General features: G+C 47.4%; 10 protein-coding genes. 6 read left to right on the top strand and 4 right to left on the bottom strand.

Annotation, left to right across the window (positions count from 1 at the left end):
* The first annotated feature begins 232 nt into the window (after positions 1-232).
* On the top strand, positions 233-2,644 hold the full coding sequence (locus Q3C19_RS02275) for a glycoside hydrolase family 127 protein (protein WP_302726936.1): 2,412 nt from the start codon (positions 233-235) through the stop codon (positions 2,642-2,644).
* Between the two features lie 277 nt (positions 2,645-2,921).
* Complete coding sequence (locus tag Q3C19_RS02270) at positions 2,922-3,449, top strand: hypothetical protein (RefSeq protein WP_159434419.1); 528 nt, start codon at positions 2,922-2,924, stop codon at positions 3,447-3,449.
* Positions 3,450-3,488: 39 nt separating this feature from the next.
* Here the strand turns inward: Q3C19_RS02270 and Q3C19_RS02265 are convergent, their stop codons facing one another.
* The 3 genes from Q3C19_RS02265 to Q3C19_RS02255 form a co-directional block, all read right to left on the bottom strand.
* Positions 3,489-4,991 carry a glutamine synthetase family protein gene (locus tag Q3C19_RS02265; protein ID WP_287640650.1) on the bottom strand — a complete coding sequence of 501 codons (1,503 nt, stop codon included), beginning with the start codon at positions 4,989-4,991 and terminating at the stop codon, positions 3,489-3,491.
* A 394-nt stretch (positions 4,992-5,385) separates the two neighbouring features.
* Positions 5,386-6,036, bottom strand: a complete 651-nt coding sequence (locus Q3C19_RS02260) for a carbohydrate-binding family 9-like protein (protein ID WP_302726933.1) — start codon at positions 6,034-6,036, stop codon at positions 5,386-5,388.
* 56 nt (positions 6,037-6,092) lie between these two features.
* A complete protein-coding gene (locus tag Q3C19_RS02255) occupies positions 6,093-7,175 on the bottom strand; it encodes a phosphotransferase enzyme family protein (protein WP_071148317.1) in 1,083 nt (360 codons plus the stop codon).
* A 280-nt stretch (positions 7,176-7,455) separates the two neighbouring features.
* Between Q3C19_RS02255 and Q3C19_RS02250 the strand changes: the two genes are divergently transcribed.
* The gene (locus tag Q3C19_RS02250; protein WP_302726946.1) at positions 7,456-11,502 is read left to right on the top strand and encodes a two-component regulator propeller domain-containing protein; all 4,047 of its coding nucleotides are present in this window, start codon (positions 7,456-7,458) and stop codon (positions 11,500-11,502) included.
* Positions 11,503-11,777: 275 nt separating this feature from the next.
* On the opposite strand, the gene Q3C19_RS02245 is transcribed toward Q3C19_RS02250, so the two are convergent.
* The gene (locus Q3C19_RS02245) at positions 11,778-12,764 is read right to left on the bottom strand and encodes a metallophosphoesterase family protein (protein ID WP_022164185.1); all 987 of its coding nucleotides are present in this window, start codon (positions 12,762-12,764) and stop codon (positions 11,778-11,780) included.
* Between the two features lie 526 nt (positions 12,765-13,290).
* Here Q3C19_RS02245 and Q3C19_RS02240 point away from each other — a divergent pair.
* The 3 genes from Q3C19_RS02240 (at position 13,291) to Q3C19_RS02230 (ending at position 18,904) form a co-directional block, all read left to right on the top strand.
* Entirely contained in the window at positions 13,291-14,832 is a 1,542-nt protein-coding gene (locus Q3C19_RS02240; RefSeq protein ID WP_302726929.1) for an arylsulfatase, read from the top strand.
* A 46-nt stretch (positions 14,833-14,878) separates the two neighbouring features.
* On the top strand, positions 14,879-17,350 hold the full coding sequence (locus Q3C19_RS02235) for a polysaccharide lyase family 8 super-sandwich domain-containing protein (RefSeq protein ID WP_302726927.1): 2,472 nt from the start codon (positions 14,879-14,881) through the stop codon (positions 17,348-17,350).
* Positions 17,351-17,524: 174 nt separating this feature from the next.
* Positions 17,525-18,904, top strand: a complete 1,380-nt coding sequence (locus Q3C19_RS02230; RefSeq protein ID WP_302726925.1) for a sulfatase — start codon at positions 17,525-17,527, stop codon at positions 18,902-18,904.
* Positions 18,905-18,911: the final 7 nt, after the last annotated feature.

Raw genomic sequence — 18,911 nt, 5'->3', positions numbered from 1 at the left:
ACAGTATAAAAAAGCATGTTTTTTCCACAGTTAAAGAAAAATTTTTCTCTAACTGGAGAATATTTTTTTCCTAACTAAGAAAAAAACACACCCTATCTATAAAATTACCCTAGCAAGAACAAAGATTAACACACTAATAACTACTTTTGTGACGATAATAGAAATGAGTATAAGAAAAAATCATTTCAGCAATCTCAAATTATATTTACTCAATACTAAAAACACATATTCCATGAAGAAAATCCTTATTTCAGCACTGCTGTTGGCGACCTTGCTTCCCAGTGCAAAAGCACAAGGGAACAAGACGGAAACCCACGGCTACCCGATTGATCCCGTCCCCTTCACTTCAGTCAAAGTGACGGATTCCTTTTGGGGACAACGCCTGAAAGCAAGCCGTGAAGTAACCATCCCACTGGCTTTCAGCAAATGCGAAGAAAACGGCCGCTACAAGAACTTTGAAATGGCTGCCCATCCCAGCGAGAACAATAAAGTGACTGGCTTCTCTTTTGACGATACTGACGTATACAAAACCATCGAAGGAGCCAGTTATTTGCTGCAGACCTATCCGGACAAGAAACTGAAAAAGTACATCGACAGCGTACTGGTGATAGTGGCTGCTGCACAGGAATCCGACGGCTACCTGTACACCGCCCGCACCATGAACCCCAAGCATCCTCACGAGTGGGCAGGCAGCAAACGCTGGGAAAAGGTGGAGGAGCTGAGCCACGAGTTCTACAACCTGGGACACATGGTCGAAGGTGCCATCGCTCACTACCAGGCCACCGGACAACGCAACTTCCTGGATATCGCTATCCGCTATGCCGACTGCGTTTGCCGAGAAATCGGCCCCAACCCCGGCCAACAGGTGAAAGTGCCCGGACATCAGATAGCCGAGATGGCATTGGCCAAACTGTACCTGGTAACCGGTGATAAGAAGTATCTTGATCAGGCTAAATTCTTCCTTGATGAACGTGGACGCACTCCATATCGCAACGAATATAACCAAACTCACAAACCCGTTACCGAACAAGACGAAGCTGTAGGCCACGCCGTACGTGCTGCCTACATGTACTCGGGCATGGCCGACGTAGCTGCCCTGACCGGCGACAGTGCCTACATCCATGCTATCGACCGCATCTGGGACAACATCGTCAGCAAGAAACTCTACATCACCGGAGGTATCGGCGCCACCAGCCAGGGCGAAGCTTTCGGCAAGAACTACGAACTGCCCAACATGTCAGCCTATTGCGAAACGTGTGCCGCCATCGGTAATGTATACATGAACTATCGCCTGTTCCTGCTGCACGGCGAATCGAAATACTACGACGTACTGGAACGTAGTCTGTACAACGGTCTCATCTCGGGCGTATCACTGGACGGAGGCGGCTTCTTCTATCCTAATCCGTTGGAGTCCATGGGTCAGCACCAGCGTCAACCGTGGTTCGGCTGTGCCTGCTGTCCTTCCAACATTTGCCGCTTCATCCCCTCACTGCCCGGTTACATCTATGCAGTAAAAAACAAAAGTGTCTATGTAAACCTGTTTGTTGACAACAATGCTACACTGAAGGTAGACGGCAAGAAAGTAACACTTCGCCAGTCGACCCAATATCCTTGGAATGGTGACATCACCGTACACGTAGACCGTAATTCGGCCGGACAGTTCGCCCTGAAAATCCGTATACCGGGCTGGGTACGCAACGAAGTTACTCCAAGCGACCTTTATATGTTCACTGACGGTAAACAACTGCAATACGCCATCCGTGTCAACGGCGAGGAAGTGAAATCGGAACTGCAGAATGGCTACTTCGTCATCGACCGCAAATGGAAGAAAGGCGACAAAGTGGACATCCACTTCGACATGGAGCCTCGTACCGTACAAGCCAACCCGAAAGTGGAAGCCGACCGCGGACGCATTGCCATCGAACGCGGACCGCTGGTATATTGTGCCGAATGGCCTGACAACGAGTTCGACATCTTCAGTGTACTGCTGCCCCGTCATCCCGAATTTACTGTAGTTGAGACGCCTAACCTGCTTTACGGTATCAACCAGTTGAAAACCGATGCCCAAATTCTGAAATATAACGAAGAAGGCTATCTGAACGTGGAAAGAACACGCCTCACCTTGATCCCCTACTACGCATGGGCTCATCGCGGACCGGGCTCCATGGCCGTATGGTTGCCACAAGAACTGAACGCCACACGTCCCAGCCAGCCGGCAACGCTTGCTTCGAAGAGTAAAGTGGATGCTTCGTATAAAAGCAGTGCCCTGTCATCCATTCACGACAGACTTGTACCGAAAGACGAATTTGACCGCTCCATCCCCTACTACCACTGGTGGCCTAAACAAGCAAGTACGGAATGGATCACTTACGAATTTCCTGAGAAGGCAGAAATCAAGACTTCTACCGTCTATTGGTTCGATGACGAACCATGGGGTGGTTGCCGCACTCCCAAGAGCTGGAAACTGTACTACCGCAACGATCAGGGCGAATGGGAAAGCGTGAAAGGTGTCAGCCGTTACGGAACAGACAAAGGTGTAGGCAATAAGATAATGTTCGACCCTGTTGAAACTACAGCCGTCAAGCTGGAGATTGTGCTGCCCGATAAATATTCGGCTGGAATCTTCGAATGGGAAGTAGAATAATAATTCATCTGCCAAAGGTTAAATAGGGACTTTACAGATGATATTTATGACCCGTTTATAGGACACTTGCACGGCTCGTGAGCCACACTTGTACGGCTCGCGAGCGACACTTGCATTACATTTCCACCACACTTGCATGGCTCAACAGGCTCACAAGTGTGGTGAAATTCGTATATAAGCAGAGTTTGATTTCTCGAAAAAACACATTACTTTTGTTGATAAAGGGAAATGATTCTATTTCCTAAATATCATATATAATCCTTAATACTCGATACTTATGAAACCGTCCTCCTTTTTCCACTCCACCACATGGAACAGAAGCTTCTTATCTCTGCTTCTTGCCATCCTGAGTCTTGGTGCATTCGCCCAAACTGACGAACTGGTTAGATACAACTTCGGAATGTTTTCGATAATGTTTCCTGAAAGCTGCCAAAAAATAGAAACCGAAAGTGACGAAGAACAAGGGTGTTCAGGCTGGGTAACTCCCAACAAAGACTTTATCTGTACTGTCTGCTTTTTCGGTTTTGATGAAGGATTCGATCCCGAACAACGTTTCCGAGAAGAAGCTGAAGGACTTAATATTAACTTAGATAAAAGTGAAAGGTTTATGATTACAACCGGTACGGAACAGGGGTTGCAATGCGCCCTCATACAACGTTCTGCCAACAGCTACCTGGCCATTGGACTGTATCCTGATCTCAAGCAGAAAAAAGGTGTCTTTCTGTGCATGATGTGTACAAACGCAGAGGAACCAGCTCTGCTTGCTTATGTAATGTCCTCTTTCAGGGTCGGACTCGAAGACTGAAAGAGGACATAAATATGAGAAATCGGCAGTATATATGCCTTATCCGCAATGGAAATATTTCTTCACCAGAGCCAGCATAGCATCCTGTTTTCCTTCCAGATCGGCACGTAAAGTACGGTCGTCATAACTACGCAGGCGGGTAATGATGCCGTCGATCATGGCAGGACTGAATACATTGTATTGCTCGAACACTGCACGCTGGCGTTGCAAACAGTCGGCCGAAGCAGCACAACTGTCGGGTAGCTGAGCCAATGCCTCCAACCTGTCGGCATTCTCCTTCTGATGAATATTCACATTCACATAAGTTTTTTCGGCTACTTCAAGCGCATCAGACATCTCGAAACCATGGCGGCAGGCAACAGCCAGTCCGGCAAGCAACTGATAGAGGTCGGCCGAACCGTCGGGCGAGCGCATCTCTACAGTTTGCTTCTGTGTGGTATCGAAATGACTTTGTCCTTCCAGCGGATTGGCCAATGCACACATGTCGGTCTTGGCAGTCCACCCCAACGGAACACGCACCAATACCGAACGGTTCCGGTCGCCCCAACAAACATTGGTCGGCGCTTCCTGATGGGGCACCAGGCGGAAATAGGAAGTAGGATTGGTATTGCCGAAAGCCGTAATAGAGGGAGCCAGCTCCATCATACCTGCAATGGCCTTGCGGGCAGCAGCAGACAACACACCGTCGTGCAGCATCTGGTTCTGGCCATCTTTCATCATGCGCATGTGAATATGTAGACCCGAACCGGCTTTGCCAACAGTGATTTTCGGAGCAAAAGTCACATTGTAACCCAACTTATAACCCAGATTACGGATAACCCACTTGGCAATCATCAACTGGTCGGCAGCCTGCTCGGCAGGAACGGGTAGAAATTCAATTTCGTTCTGCTCATAGACACAACCGTCGAGCGTAAAATTACCTACCTCCGAATGACCGTATTTAATCTGTCCGCCGGTTTGAGCTATATAAGCCATGCACTGTGTACGGAATTCATTGAACTTAGCATACGGACCTGACTCGTGATAGCCACGCTGGTCGGTAGCCTCGTACATGCCCGTATCAGGAGCTACCACATAATACTCCAGCTCGCCCATCGCTTGAAATTCCATTCCTGTAACATCGGTAAAGGCACGGCAAGCCTTACGAAGCGTATATTCGGGTGCACTCTCCAACGGTTCGCCATCCTTATTAAAGAATGAACAAAGCATGGAAAGGGTGGGAATTTCGGCAAACGGATCGACAAAAGCCGTACAGAAACGCGGAATGACATACAAATCACTACTACCTGCCTCAATAAAAGAAAACAGGCTGGATCCGTCGACTCTCTCACCACAGGTCAAAATAGCCTCCAGATAGGCTTCGTTGGTAATGACAAAATTCAGGGTTTTCAGCCGTCCGTCGCCCGCCGGATACATGAAATTGACCATTCGGATACCGTTTTGGCGGATAAAGCCGATAATGTCTGCTTTGGTGAATTCAGAAGCTGGTTTCTGAAGTGACGCTACCACCAGATTAGCGTTCATTGACAATTCTTGATTCATAAGTTGGTTGTTTTTCGTTGTTAGTAAGGTAAGAGCCAAAGATAGGCATACAACGCTGAACTTCCAAATACCCTGCTGATAAAAAACGGTAAAAAGAAGAAAGAAAAAACGCAGATTACTGCCAATGTGCATCAGCTATTTATGCCTCTGCACTAAAACGGCAATAATCTGCGTTTCAAAGTAAACTGATATTTCCTATTCAGAGCACCAGATTCATAGGAAATACTTTCGCAAGCTCAAGTTATAGTTGACAAGTGACAAGTTGACGAGTTGACAAGGCGTTTGTATCAGCCGCTTCAAGCAACACTTTATCAAGCAGGCTTTCTCAGCCTTGTAGACTTGTTGACTGAAGCCTTGTCAACCAGCAAGTTGAGCACCAGCGAAACTTAAGAACTTATTCAAACTTCAACGAACCGAAGAACTGCGGACAATGAAAATTAGGAGAAGGCAGTTCTATCGGATTCCACGATAAGAAGTGAGGTGTCTGTAAACAGTCGCCACATTTATAGAAATTGGCTCGTATGTTCTTTCCTTCCAACGAACGAATGTCGTGCGCAAAGAAAGTAGTAAACGGAATGACCAAGGCCACTTCCCAGGCACACTCTCCTACCCGTTCTTCGAAGGAAGCACGTCCCAATGATGACCAACGTTGTACACGGTCAAGCACCTCCTGCGGAGCATGTACACGACCTTCACGTCCACCTCCGGCGGCAACCAGCAAAGTTCCTGCACAGTTACACTCTACATTATAATATACCCCATCGCCGGCAGGTATCGAGAAAAACTCTACACAAGAATCTTCCCATACAGGACCATTGTCATGTCCAGCTACAGCCCGTACACTAGCTTCGCTCACTTTGTAATGCAGCAACAATGAATCGTCCGTATATGCTATACGGAACTGTACTGCTGGACAATAAGGATAAGCTGCCCAATTGACCGTGTCAATGGGCTGAAAAGCTATCTTCTCTTTATCGAGTAAAGCCGGTACTGCTTCTACCGATAAACCAGCCGCACTTACTTTCTTTACATTCAATTCTTTCATAACAATAATGCTTTTGTTTAAAGATAAGTACACTAATGAAGTTCTTCCCTACAGGATTACAACTGCGACTGGATGAAAGCTTTCATTTCGGGAGTATGCTCTTCTACACTCTGGAGCAATTTGAACTGAGCTTTAGTACGCACCAGATTGTGTTCGGGATATTGAATCTTGTAATATGTATCACCATTAATATAGTCAGCCAAAAAACGAACGCATTGCATATAAGGGAACAAAGCTGCTGCATAAGGCAGGTTCTCGATTTCAATAGGTAACAAAAACGATTTGGCAGATTCCAGATAACCTTTGGTAAAGGCCTTGAATATTTCCATATTAAAGTTTACGTTGTCCAGATTCTTATCGTCTTCCAGACCTGTATTGGCTGCCGAACGCAGGAAATCACCATAATCGGAGAAGATGAAGCTGGGCATTACGGTGTCGAGGTCGATCACACAAAGTACATTGCCATTCTCATCGAACATCATATTATTGACCTTCGTATCACAGTGGCAAACACGTTTGGGCAAACGACCTTCTCTATGCAGACGTTCAGCCTTGCACATCTCGTCGGCACGGCTTTCTATCTCATCCAAATAATATTGAACTTCCTTCACCCGACCAACAGCATCGGCAGCCACAGCATCGTGCAACTGTTTCAAACGGAACTCCATGTTATGAAAATCGGGAATAGTCTCACCTAACGTATCAGGAATATCGGCCAACATTGCCTGGAAATTGCCGAAAGCAACACCTGCATAATAAGAATATTCCGGATTCACAGTCTCGTAAGTCGTTGCACGGGGAATAAAGGTCATTACCCGCCAATAGTTTTCACCGTCAAACCAATATGTCTTACCATTATCGGCCGACAAAAAGTGAAGTACCTTCCGATCAATATCCTTTTCCCCCTTTTCTTCCAACTTCTTTCGGATATGGCGGGTTACGGACTGGATATTCGACTGAAGCATCTCTACATTTTGAAAGATGACGTGATTAATACGTTGCAATACATAGTCGGGGGCATCTTGCTCAAGAGTAGTCACCTTATACGTGTCGTTAATCAATCCTGTACCCAGCGGTTTAATCTCTTGAATCGTACCCTTCGTGTTGAAGTGAGAAATAATAGAAAAAAGGTTGTTCATGGTAAATATATATTATGAATTATACATTATAAACAGATTAAACAAAACGAATTCCACCTTCCGGCACAAACAATACAAAAATAGAGCTTTTCTCTGATACCGGAGGACCTTTATTGTCCGATGAACATCCAAAAATATACATTTTGACTGATACAATAACGAAAAAGCCATAAATATTTGAAGATTCTTACATAGAAAATCATATATTTGCCCAGTGAACCTTAAAAACAGACCGAACGTGCGAAAATTATTTTTCCAACTGCTGCTTATATTTCTCTATATACCTATAGTCGGCTTACAAGGGCAAAACGTATCCTTCAAGCATTTGACTACAGACGACGGACTCTCACAGTTTTCTGTCAACAGTCTTTATATCGATGAAAACGGTATCCTATGGATCGGTACACGTGAAGGATTAAACCGATACAACGGTGAAGACATACAAACGTATAAACTGGAAAAAAACAATCCGAACAGTCTTTTCTGCAATAACATTTCCTATATAGTAGGTAATCAGAACGGAAAAATCTACCTGCTCTGCACAGAGGGAGTGGCCGAATTCAATCTTATTACCCAAAAATTCAAGACACTGCTTCAAGGTAGAATCAACAGTATCTATTATAATGACGGATTATTCATTGCCCAAAAGAATGAAATATACCGTTTCAACGAAAAGACCAGTAACTTCGACCTTTATTATCAACTGGCCAGCAATACAGATATATTCTGCATGCACAAAGACCAACAATCGTTTTGGATAGGAACAATCAATGCAGGCGTCTTCCGATTAAATCTGAGGACCAAAGAATTGTCACACCCCATTCAACAAGGCAACATCACCAGCATCTATCAAGACAGTGAAAAGCATTTGTGGATAGGAAGTTGGGAACATGGTCTGTTTCATGTAAACGACAAAGGAGAAATAGAAAACCTGACGCATAACGCACAAAATCCACACAGTCTGTCTTCAAACTTTGTGCGCACCTGTTGTGAAGATAATCTGGGTAATATCTGGATAGGGACCTTCAACGGACTGAACCGATACAATAAGAGTACACGGCTTTTCCAGAACCACACAGCCAGAATAGACCAGAAAGCCGCTTTGACCCACTCTTCCATCTGGTGTATTGTAAAAGACCAACAGGGTACCTTGTGGATGGGAACTTATTTTGGAGGCGTCAACTACTTTAATCCAGAATACGAAATCTACACCCGTTATACTTATTCTCCCACAGAAAAGAAAGGGTTAAGCCACCCGATAGTAGGCCGTACCATCGAAGACAAAGACGGTAACCTGTGGATAGGCACAGAAGGAGGAGGCCTCAACTTCTACAACCGACAAACAAACGAATTCAAATGGTTCTTACCGGGAAAGGCTCCTTATGGACTCTCCAACAACAACATCAAAGCTTTATATTACGACGATGCACGGAAAGCTTTGTGGATTGGAGTACATGTAGGAGGTTTGAACAAACTGGACCTGAGAACAGGTCACATTACTCACTACAGGATGCAACAAGGCAATCCCGAAACACTTCCATCAGACCTGGTCCGCGATATCGAGCCTTATAAAGACCAACTGATCATTGCCACAGAAAACGGAATCTGCCTCTTCAATCCGCAAAATGGAAAATGTGAGCAACTGTTTAAAGACAGCAAAGAAGGAAAATCCATCAAGATTGTTGCAGACATCATGATAGATAAAGCAGGCAATCTGTGGATTGCCACTACCGGCGAAGGAGTATTCCGATATAAATTTGATACCCAAACATTAACCCATTATCGGCACACCCCCAATACACCGCATGGCATCAGCAACAACAACGTAAACGACATCACACAAGATAGTAAAGGAAACCTGTGGTTCGCTACATCGGGTAGCGGGCTCGACTTGTACCATCCGGACAAAGACCAATTCGAAAACTTTGACCGGGCACAAAACGGACTTGCCAACGACTGTATCTATAAGGTAAAAGAATCGCCGGTAAGTGGCAACTTGCTGTTACTTATCAATCACGGCTTTTCTATTTTCGACCAACGAAACAAAACATTCCGTAATTACAGTACAGAAAACGGATTTCCTCTGACAGCTGTCAATGAAAATGCACTCTGCGTAACACGCGACGGAGAAATCTTCCTGGGAGGTACACAAGGAATGATTTCTTTCCACGAAATGGAACTTAACTTTACTCCGAAGCCTTATAAAATAAACCTTTCACGCCTGATTGTCAACGGAAAAGAAGTACAGGTAGGCGACGAAACCGGTATCTTGGAACAAGCTCTATCCCATACTCAAGAAATCACGCTGCATGCCAACCAGAATATGTTCAGTATCGAGTTTGCTACGTCCAACTATGTAGCAGCCAACAAGGACAACATTATCTACCGCCTGGAAGGCTTCTCCAAAGAATGGAACAGTACTCGTGGGTTGCACAACATCACTTATACCAATCTGAATGCCGGGACTTATCATCTGCAGATCAGGCCCGAACACATGAATAACAATATTTGCCCGGAAGTACAGCTCACCATCCACATACTTCCACCATTCTACAAGACCCCTTTGGCTTACCTGCTTTATGCAGTTATCATCGGAGCCTTGCTATGGTATCTGATACGTGCTTACAAAACACGAATCAAACTGAGCGAATCACTGAAATACGAACAGAAACACATTCAGGACGTAGAAGCCTTGAACCAGTACAAACTGCGCTTCTTTACCAATATATCGCACGAATTCCGTACTCCGCTTACACTGATTGTAGCCCAGGTAGAAACATTGCTGCAAGTGCAGCACTTTACTCCGAATATCTACAACAAGATATTGAGTATCTACAAAAACAGCCTGCAATTGCGCGAGCTGATTACCGAATTGCTCGACTTCCGCAAGCAGGAACAAGGCCACATGAAGATAAAGGCCGCCCCGCACAATATCGTCAAGTTCCTGTACGAAAACTACCTGTTGTTCCTGGAATATGCCAGCACCAAACAAATCAACTTCAACTTCGACAAAGAAACCGACAGTCTTGAAGTGTGGTACGACCAGAAACAGATGCAAAAGGTTGTCAACAATCTGCTGTCCAATGCCATCAAGCATACCAAAGCCGAAGATACCATCACACTGGGCATTCGGACGGAAGGCAGCAATGCTGTCATCCGTGTCAGCGATACCGGCAGCGGAATCGACGCTAAAGAAATAGACAAGATCTTCGACCGTTTCTATCAGATTGATCCGGTCGATTCGAAAGATGCCAACAAAGAAGGTACCGGTATTGGACTGGCACTAACCAAAGGTATCGTAGAACTGCATCACGGCTCTATCCGCGTAGAAAGCGAATTGGGCAAAGGCACCAGCTTCATCGTGACCTTACCTTTAGGCAACGCTCACTTTGCCCAAGAAGAACTGAGCAAACAGACAGAGGAAGAACCTCAAGAAGAAATCATCCGTCCCGAAACTCCAATTGCCTTACCCCAGGAAGAACTGGAAGAAACAGCTCCCCTGAAACAACTCTCTGATGCCAAAATACTGATCGTAGAGGATAATGAGTCCATCAGGGAAATGCTTGCCAATATCTTCAAGCCTTTCTATCAGGTAATAACGGCAGCCGATGGAGAAGAAGGTCTGGAACTGGTACGTAAAGAAATGCCTAACATCGTTGTCAGCGATGTGGTTATGCCACGTATGTCGGGTACTGATCTGTGCAAACAGATTAAAGCCGACTTCAACACGTGCCACATACCGGTAGTGCTGCTGACCGCACGTACTACTATCGAACAGAACATCGAAGGACTGCGTATCGGAGCCGACGATTACATCACCAAACCATTCAATACCAGTCTGCTTATCTCCCGATGCAACAATCTGGTCAATTCACGGGTTCTGTTGCAGGAAAAATTCAGCAAGCAACCACAGGCTGCTGTGCAAATGCTTGCCACCAATCCGATCGACAAAGATTTGTTGGACCGAGCAATGGAAATTATCGAAAAGCATATAGACGATACCGAATTCAACGTAACCGTCTTTGCACGCGAAATGGCTATGGCACGCACCAATCTGTTTGCCAAGCTGAAAGCCATTACCGGACAAACGCCTAACGAATTTGTCCTCACCATCCGTCTGAAGAAAGGTGCTCTAATGCTTCGTAACAACCCGGAACTGAACATTACGGAAATATCCGACCGCATCGGGTTCAGCTCTTCGCGCTATTTCTCGAAATGCTTCAAAGACGTTTACCACGTCAGCCCACTTGCCTACCGGAAAGGAGAAAATGGGGAAAACAGTGACAGTAAGGGGAACGAAGATAAAGATAACGAAGAAACCAGTTGACAAGGCTTCAGTCAACAAACCTACAAGGCCGAAACGTCCTACCTGACAAAGTTCCGCTTGAAACGGCTTGCCGCAAACGCCTTGTCAACTCGTCTACTGATTGCTCGTCAACAGTAACTTGAGCTTACGAATTGAAAATCGACGAAGTCAAAGTTGAATCATCAATCATTTTTCATCATCCTTTTACCACCAACAAGATCCCTCTTTGTCCTCTATAAAGTCCCTCTTTAGCACTGCAAAGAAGGACTTTAGACTTCTAAAGAGGCTCTTTACGATTACTTCTTCACGAAACTGTCGGGATAAGTCGAACGGTTCACCTGCTGACCACCAGCCAAATCAATCCACGTATCAAACGTACGCTGGCCTTCCTTCAGCACGATGACGCGCGCGCCATTGGGCAAGTGGTTGTAAACAGTATTTCCACCCGTATATCGTCCGTAAGCCAACAGAATACCATGCCACATCACGGCGTAGTCGTTATCATGGTCATGGCCTACGAAGACACCCATCACATCGCCCGCTTCCTTCATAGCGGTGAACATCCCCGTATTCAAGGCAGGCGCACAGGCTTTCTCCATACGCGTACCTATCAGGATGGCTTCTTCGCTGGATGCTGCCTGGTTGTATTCAGGCAGCGGAATGTGGAAGAAAGACAGGGCAGGCAACGGTTGGCCTCCATTGTTTTTTGTAAACAAAGCGCTCTGCCGACGAAAATTAGCCACCTGTTCGAATGTTAGCCAATCGTACCCTTTCACTCCCTCCAGTTTTGAATAAGAATGAGAATCAAAAAAATAAAGTATAGCAGCATCACGCTTACCATCGGATGCTTGTACAGTCAGGGTATAATCGGGCGAATCGCAATCACCTCGTTCGGGCTGCAAACAACCCGGCACTGTACGAATGGTATCATACAACTGCGCACGGGTCATTCCCTGTTCGTCATCGTGATTACCAAAGGTTACGACAAACGGTATGTCTCGTTTCGCCATGCGTTCCAATACCATCCGCATCCCATCATTGGCTGGTTGTGCATAAATCACGTCGCCTGTCAATACGACCAAATCCGGACGCTCATTTTTGAGTACTTCATCAATACGTTCTAACGCTATGTCTGAAGCTGGATTACCATATTTGAAATGCACATCGGTAAACTGTACAATTTTAAACTCACCGTTTTTATTAAACTTCAAAGTAGCGTTCTGGGCATGAAGTATTATATGATTCACACCCAACAAAAAGAAAAAGAACAAAAAACGTTTCATAGAGAACTAAAATTAAGTTATGAATAATGGTAAACATCCAATTTTAGGATACCTAAAAAAGAGTCCACAAATTTAACGATTATTATTTGCATATTGCCATGGGAAGATTTTTTAATCCGTCTTTTCTCAACAAAAACATTACACTTGACAGCTTGGCTCCTCAAAATACCAACTTTTTCTACGCGCGCGTGTAGGTGAGGTTTAACACTATTGTGAATGAAAGTTAAGCTTCACCTGCACGCGCGTGAGGAAATGTTATAATATTGGGGTACCAAGCTGTCAAACTCAGGAAAAGACAAAGGGAGAGGCAGAACAAAAGTATCCCTTGAAACAGCTTGCCACAAATGTTTCGTCAACTCATTACTTTCCCACGCCCCGATTGGTCTATAGACAGAAGAGAAGCAAAAGTTATTGTCCGAAAATGTACTATTTGTGACCTTCTGCTGTACGCTCTTGTACACCTTTGCCGGAAATTAGTCGCTATCTTTGCCCAAGAACCCATAATTCAAATTTAAGTCCTAAGACCATGAAACATTTATCTTACCTGTTGACCTTATTACCCGGAGCTGCCCTGCTGACCGGATGCGGCAACGCTGCCAAAAAACAAGCAGACGGACAACCGTCACAAAAGCCCAATGTAATTTACCTTATTACTGACGATTTGGGCATCGGAGACCTGAGTTGTTACGGAGCCACCCGCGTCAATACACCTAATATCGACCGGCTGGCAGGACAAGGCATGCAGTTTACCAACGCCTATGCCACCTCTTCTACAAGTACTCCTTCACGTTTCGGACTGCTGACAGGTATGTACCCCTGGCGTCAGGAAAACACAGGCATTGCACCCGGTAACTCGGAACTGATCATCGATACAGCCCGAATCACCATAGCCGACATGTTCAAGGCTGAAGGTTATGCTACCGGAGTAGTAGGAAAATGGCATTTAGGACTGGGTCCCAAAGGAGGTACCGACTTCAATACCCTGATAAAGCCCAATACACAGGACATCGGGTTCGACTACGAATTCATCATCCCTGCCACAGTCGACCGTGTACCTTGCGTGTTTGTCGAAAACGGACGTGTAGTCAATCTTGACCCCAACGACCCGATTACCGTCAGCTATGACCACAAAGTAGGTGACTGGCCTACCGGACTCGAAAATCCGGAACTTGTTAAGATGAAACCCAGCCAGGGACACAACAATACCATCGTCAACGGAATACCCCGCATCGGATGGATGACGGGAGGCAAATCGGCCCTTTGGGTGGACGAGAACATTGCCGACAATATCACCGAAAAGGCAAAGGACTTCATCATCAACCACAAAGACGAACCGTTCTTCCTCTATATGGGTACGCAAGACGTACATGTGCCCCGTGTAGCCCATCCGCGTTTTGCCGGAAAGAGCGGTCTTGGTCCCCGCGGTGACGTTATTCTGCAACTGGACTGGACCGTGGGCGAAATCATGCACACACTAGACAGCCTGAATCTGGCCGACAATACCATCTTTGTATTCTGTAGCGACAACGGCCCCGTCATCGACGACGGCTATCAGGATCAGGCATTCGAGTTACTGAACGGCCACACCCCTATGAAGCACTACCGCGGAGGTAAATACAGCGCCTTCGAAGCCGGTACCCGCATTCCGTTCATCGTACGCTGGCCAGCCGTCATCAAGCCGGGCAAACAGCAGGCTCCATTCTCGATGATCGATGTATACGCCTCGTTTGCTACTCTGCTGAACCATGACATCCCCGAAGGGGCAGCCCCCGACAGCCGCGACCAGCTGGGAACATTCCTCGGCAAGGACAACAACGGTTGCGAATACGTCGTACAGCAAAACTTAAACAACACCTTGTCTATCATTCAAGGCGACTGGAAATACATCGAACCCAGCGACAAACCGGCTACCGAACGCTGGACAAAAATGGAACTGGGTAACAGTCCTCAGCCGCAGCTGTACAATCTGTGTACCGACCCCTCGGAAAAGACAAATGTAGCCAACGAACATCCGCAAGAGGTAGAGCGATTGTCAAAGCTGCTGGAAACAGTTAAGAAAGGCATTTGAACAGATACGAACAATTCTAACCCGATAAAATAAACTTCAATAATCCATGAAAATCAGATTTATCCTGACAAGCTTACTTTTCGCCACGGCTTCATCGGCTTTTGCCCAACAAGCCGAACGCGATTTCGCTTTCGAAAACTACCGTCGCTACTATCAGGAAGCGGCCGAGTACAACCAAGACAGCAACAAGCTGGAAGCGGTAAAAAAGATGAGGGACTACTTCCACAACCATCCCTACCGCCTGCAACCCACTTCGAACCTGGAGCAAGTGCAGAATTTCCTGAAGCAACTGGGCGAAGACGGTACCTTTGCCGACATGAACCCGACTGAAAGAGACTTCGAAAAGAACAATGCTTATCAGAAAGGATTCGAGAATACGACAGGAGACGTCGTGGGCATCTTCATTGCTTCGGCCTACGAGCGTCTGTTTCAGATAGCAAGTGCCATCCGGCTGGGCAAGATTGCAGATGACGAAGCCCTGTCGGAGAAAATTCAGAAAGCCATCCTGCACTATGGCGAAATCGAAGTGCGTCGTCCCAACAACAAACCGCGTTTCCATGCTTCGTGCTTTGCCATTCCTACGGCTGCGGTCAACCTCTACTTTGCTCTGCTGGATAAGATGGACCAGGCAGAACGGGGAGAGGCAACACCCCTGCTGACCGAAGCCTGCGACATGCTGAAAGCTGTCGGCCTGGAAGCCTGGACCCAACCGCTCCGTAACGACGAGACGGATAAAAACGTGGTAAGCATCGAGCGCTTCCGTAACCACGTATGGTGGGTTGGCGGAAACGCATTGGGATACCGCTCCCTGCTGCCCGTAGCGGCGATGTACAGTTCTGTCCCCATGATCGACCTGCTGGCCGAGATTTGCCAGAAAGGCATCAGCATGACATCACAGACAACGTACAACGAATCGTTCTGGACCGAAGGCTTTACAGCCGACGGTGCCGGATGGGGGCACGGCATGCAGTGTCTGATATGGGGTTACCCCATCGACGGCACATTCAATGCCCTGAACATGCTGACCATGCTGAACGGTACGCCCTGGGCCAAGCAGCTGACCCGCACCAACGCCGAAGCACTGATGAACTTCTTCCGTGGCGGAAACTGGTACTATTACAAAGGATTCCGCTTGCCGGGACTGGACCGCAACTCTTACGTCTACAATCCTACGGAGAAACCCATTCCCTATAAGAAATTGCTTGCCAACGTTGTAAGCAACTGGATCAGTTCCTTCACACCGGAGGAGCAGGCCGAACTGAAGCAACTGCAGAAGGAAGCTGGAGAAAACCGCATCAACATGCAAGGTTACGACAACGGCATGTACACGGGCGTACGCTGGTTCTACAACAACGACGACCTGATGAAGAAAACCCCCGACTACCATATTTGCATCAATATGGCATCCCGACGCACCGACGGACTGGAAAGTGCCGCTTTTGCCGACAATTACAACTTCTATCCCACCGACGGAGCTACCCTTTTCCAACGCGACGGTGACGAATACTTCCGCGTCATGGGTGGCTGGGACGTAACGGCAATGCCCGGTGTCACAGCCCGCGAAGGCATGGACAAGCTCGTCCCTGTGACTAACTGGCGAGGCTACTGCAGCAAGTACAACTTTGCAGCCGGCGCCACCGACTCGGGCGAGAACGGAGTAGCCGGATACATCTTCGAAAAGATGCATGGCGCAGACAAGGAGAACGTAAACGACAAGGGCGACAGAAACGTAGAGAACAGCCTCCTGTACGGATTCAAAGCCTATAAAGGTTATTTCATCCTGGGCGACTACTTCGTAGCACTGGGCGCCGGTGTCACCAACATGAATCCCGACGAAGAAGGACACATACGTACCACCCTTGACCAGACCGCACTGACCGGTGAAGTGTTCATCACCCGAAACGGCAAGAAAGAAGTGCTGGGCAAAGGCGAGACCACGCTCGAAGGTAACAAGAAGAAAGCCATCTGGCTGACCCAACAGGGAAAATTCTCGTATTGTATCCTGCCGGAATATACTTCCAAAGCATTCGTCGCCTGCGAAACACGCCCGACCAACTGGCTGAAGCTGAATCCGTCAAACAAGAAAACGGCCAATCTGCCCGAACAGGTACAAATTCTCCGCATCTGGGCCGACCACGGACAACAACCGGTGAACGACACTTACGGTTATGCCGTCTATACCGGTCAGGGAGTCCCCAGCGAACGTCTGCCGTTCGAGGTGCTGCAAAACGATACCCTCGTACAAGCCGTGCGCACCAACGACCGTAGTGTTACCCAGGCCGTATTCTATCCGGGCAACAAAGGTCTGAAAGCCAAAGGTATCAGCCTGCAGACATCCGTGCCCTGCGCCGTCATGATACAGCAAAAAGATGGCAAACAGACCATCTCGGTGACCGACGCTGCCATGGATGCCAACCTGAAGGAAATCACCGTCACCCTGAACGGTAAGGCACACCGCATCGCACTGCCCCAAGGCCTGCATTGCGGCAACACAGTGACCGTCGAAATAGCTGGTTGAGAGAGGCATTTATAACCCATTTCTGGGACACTTGCACGGCTCATCTGAAACACTTGTACGGCTCGCGAGCCGTGCAAGTGTCGCTCGCGAGCCACACTTGCATTCCAGAAACGCATAAGAAGTACCTCTGAAACACAAGACTTCGACACCAGATTTCATAATAGACAAGAACCTATGAACAAACCTAAATCTATCCGTCCGACACGGGCACTCACATGGATATTGGCCGGCCTTCCACTGGCCTCCTGGGCACAACAGCGACCCAATATCCTCTTCATTATTACCGACCAGCAATCGGCTACGGCAATGAGTTGTGCCGGCAACAGTGATATTCACACCCCCAACATGGACCGACTGGCAGCAGCAGGCGTCCTGTTCCGCAATGCCTATTGCGCGGCCCCGCTAAGCGGTCCCTCCCGTGCAGCCATGTTCACCGGATATTCTCCCTACGAAATAGGTATGGACAAAAACAATGTCCCACTGCCCGACTCCCTGCACAACCGGACATTGGGGCATCTCTTGTCTGCCGCCGGATACGATTGCGCTTATGCTGGCAAGTGGCACGTGCACACAGCCGCCATGCCCGATGGCGAATTTGGTTTTACCACCATTCATCCGTTCCGCGACAACGGTCTGGCCGAAGCCTGTGTAAACTTTCTGCGACAAAAGCATAACCGCCCATTCTTTCTCGTGGCCAGCTTTGACAATCCACACAACATCTGCGAATTTGCCCGCAGTCAAAACCTGCCACATGGTAATCTGCCCTCCCTGTCGGAAGAAGAATGGCCGGGGCTCCCGCTCAACTTCGAACGTCAGCCCTACGATGCCGACGTCATCAGCTACGAAAAACGGATGAATTATTCAGCCTATCCCACAGCCGACTTTACCCCCGACGATTGGCGCCGCTACCGTTCCTGTTATTTCCGGTTAGTCGAAAAGGTAGATACGGAAATCGGTAAAATCATCAATGAACTGGACGCACAAGACTTATGGGAAAACACCGTTGTTATTTTCACCAGCGACCACGGCGACGGTATGGGAGCACACCGCTGGAATCAGAAGTCAGCGTTATACGAAGAGGTAATCAACGTACCCCTCATCGTCACCCTACCCGCCAAGAAGAATGCCGGAAAAGTATCAGAACAACTGGTCAACAACGGAACCGACTTCTTCTCTGCCGTTTGCCAATGGGCCGGAACAGACGAACCGAAAGGACTGCATGGCGTTTCATTTAAACATTTGGCCGAACAGGCCGACAACCAGGCGCCTCATCAGCCCTATATAGTGACCGAAACGACTTTTGACAAAGGTGGAGGCACTCGCGGATGGGCACTCCGGACTCCACACTACAAATATGTACTCTACGATAAAGGACGTTACCGCGAACAACTTTACGACATGCATGCCGACCGTGGCGAAATGCGTAATCTCGCCATCGAGAAACGTTATGCAGAAGTACTCGAAGCACATCGCCAATTATTAAAAGAATGGATGGAGATACATCAACTGAAACAGCCATACAACGGACACTATGTCCCAGAAAGAAACAAGTAAAACAGGA

The sequence above is a fragment of the Bacteroides sp. ET489 genome (assembly GCF_030518095.1).
In the GTDB taxonomy this organism is placed as follows: Bacteria; Bacteroidota; Bacteroidia; order Bacteroidales; family Bacteroidaceae; genus Bacteroides; species Bacteroides ndongoniae.
Note: the sequence above shows the minus strand (reverse complement) of the source record. Positions and strands in the feature narration are given on the sequence as shown.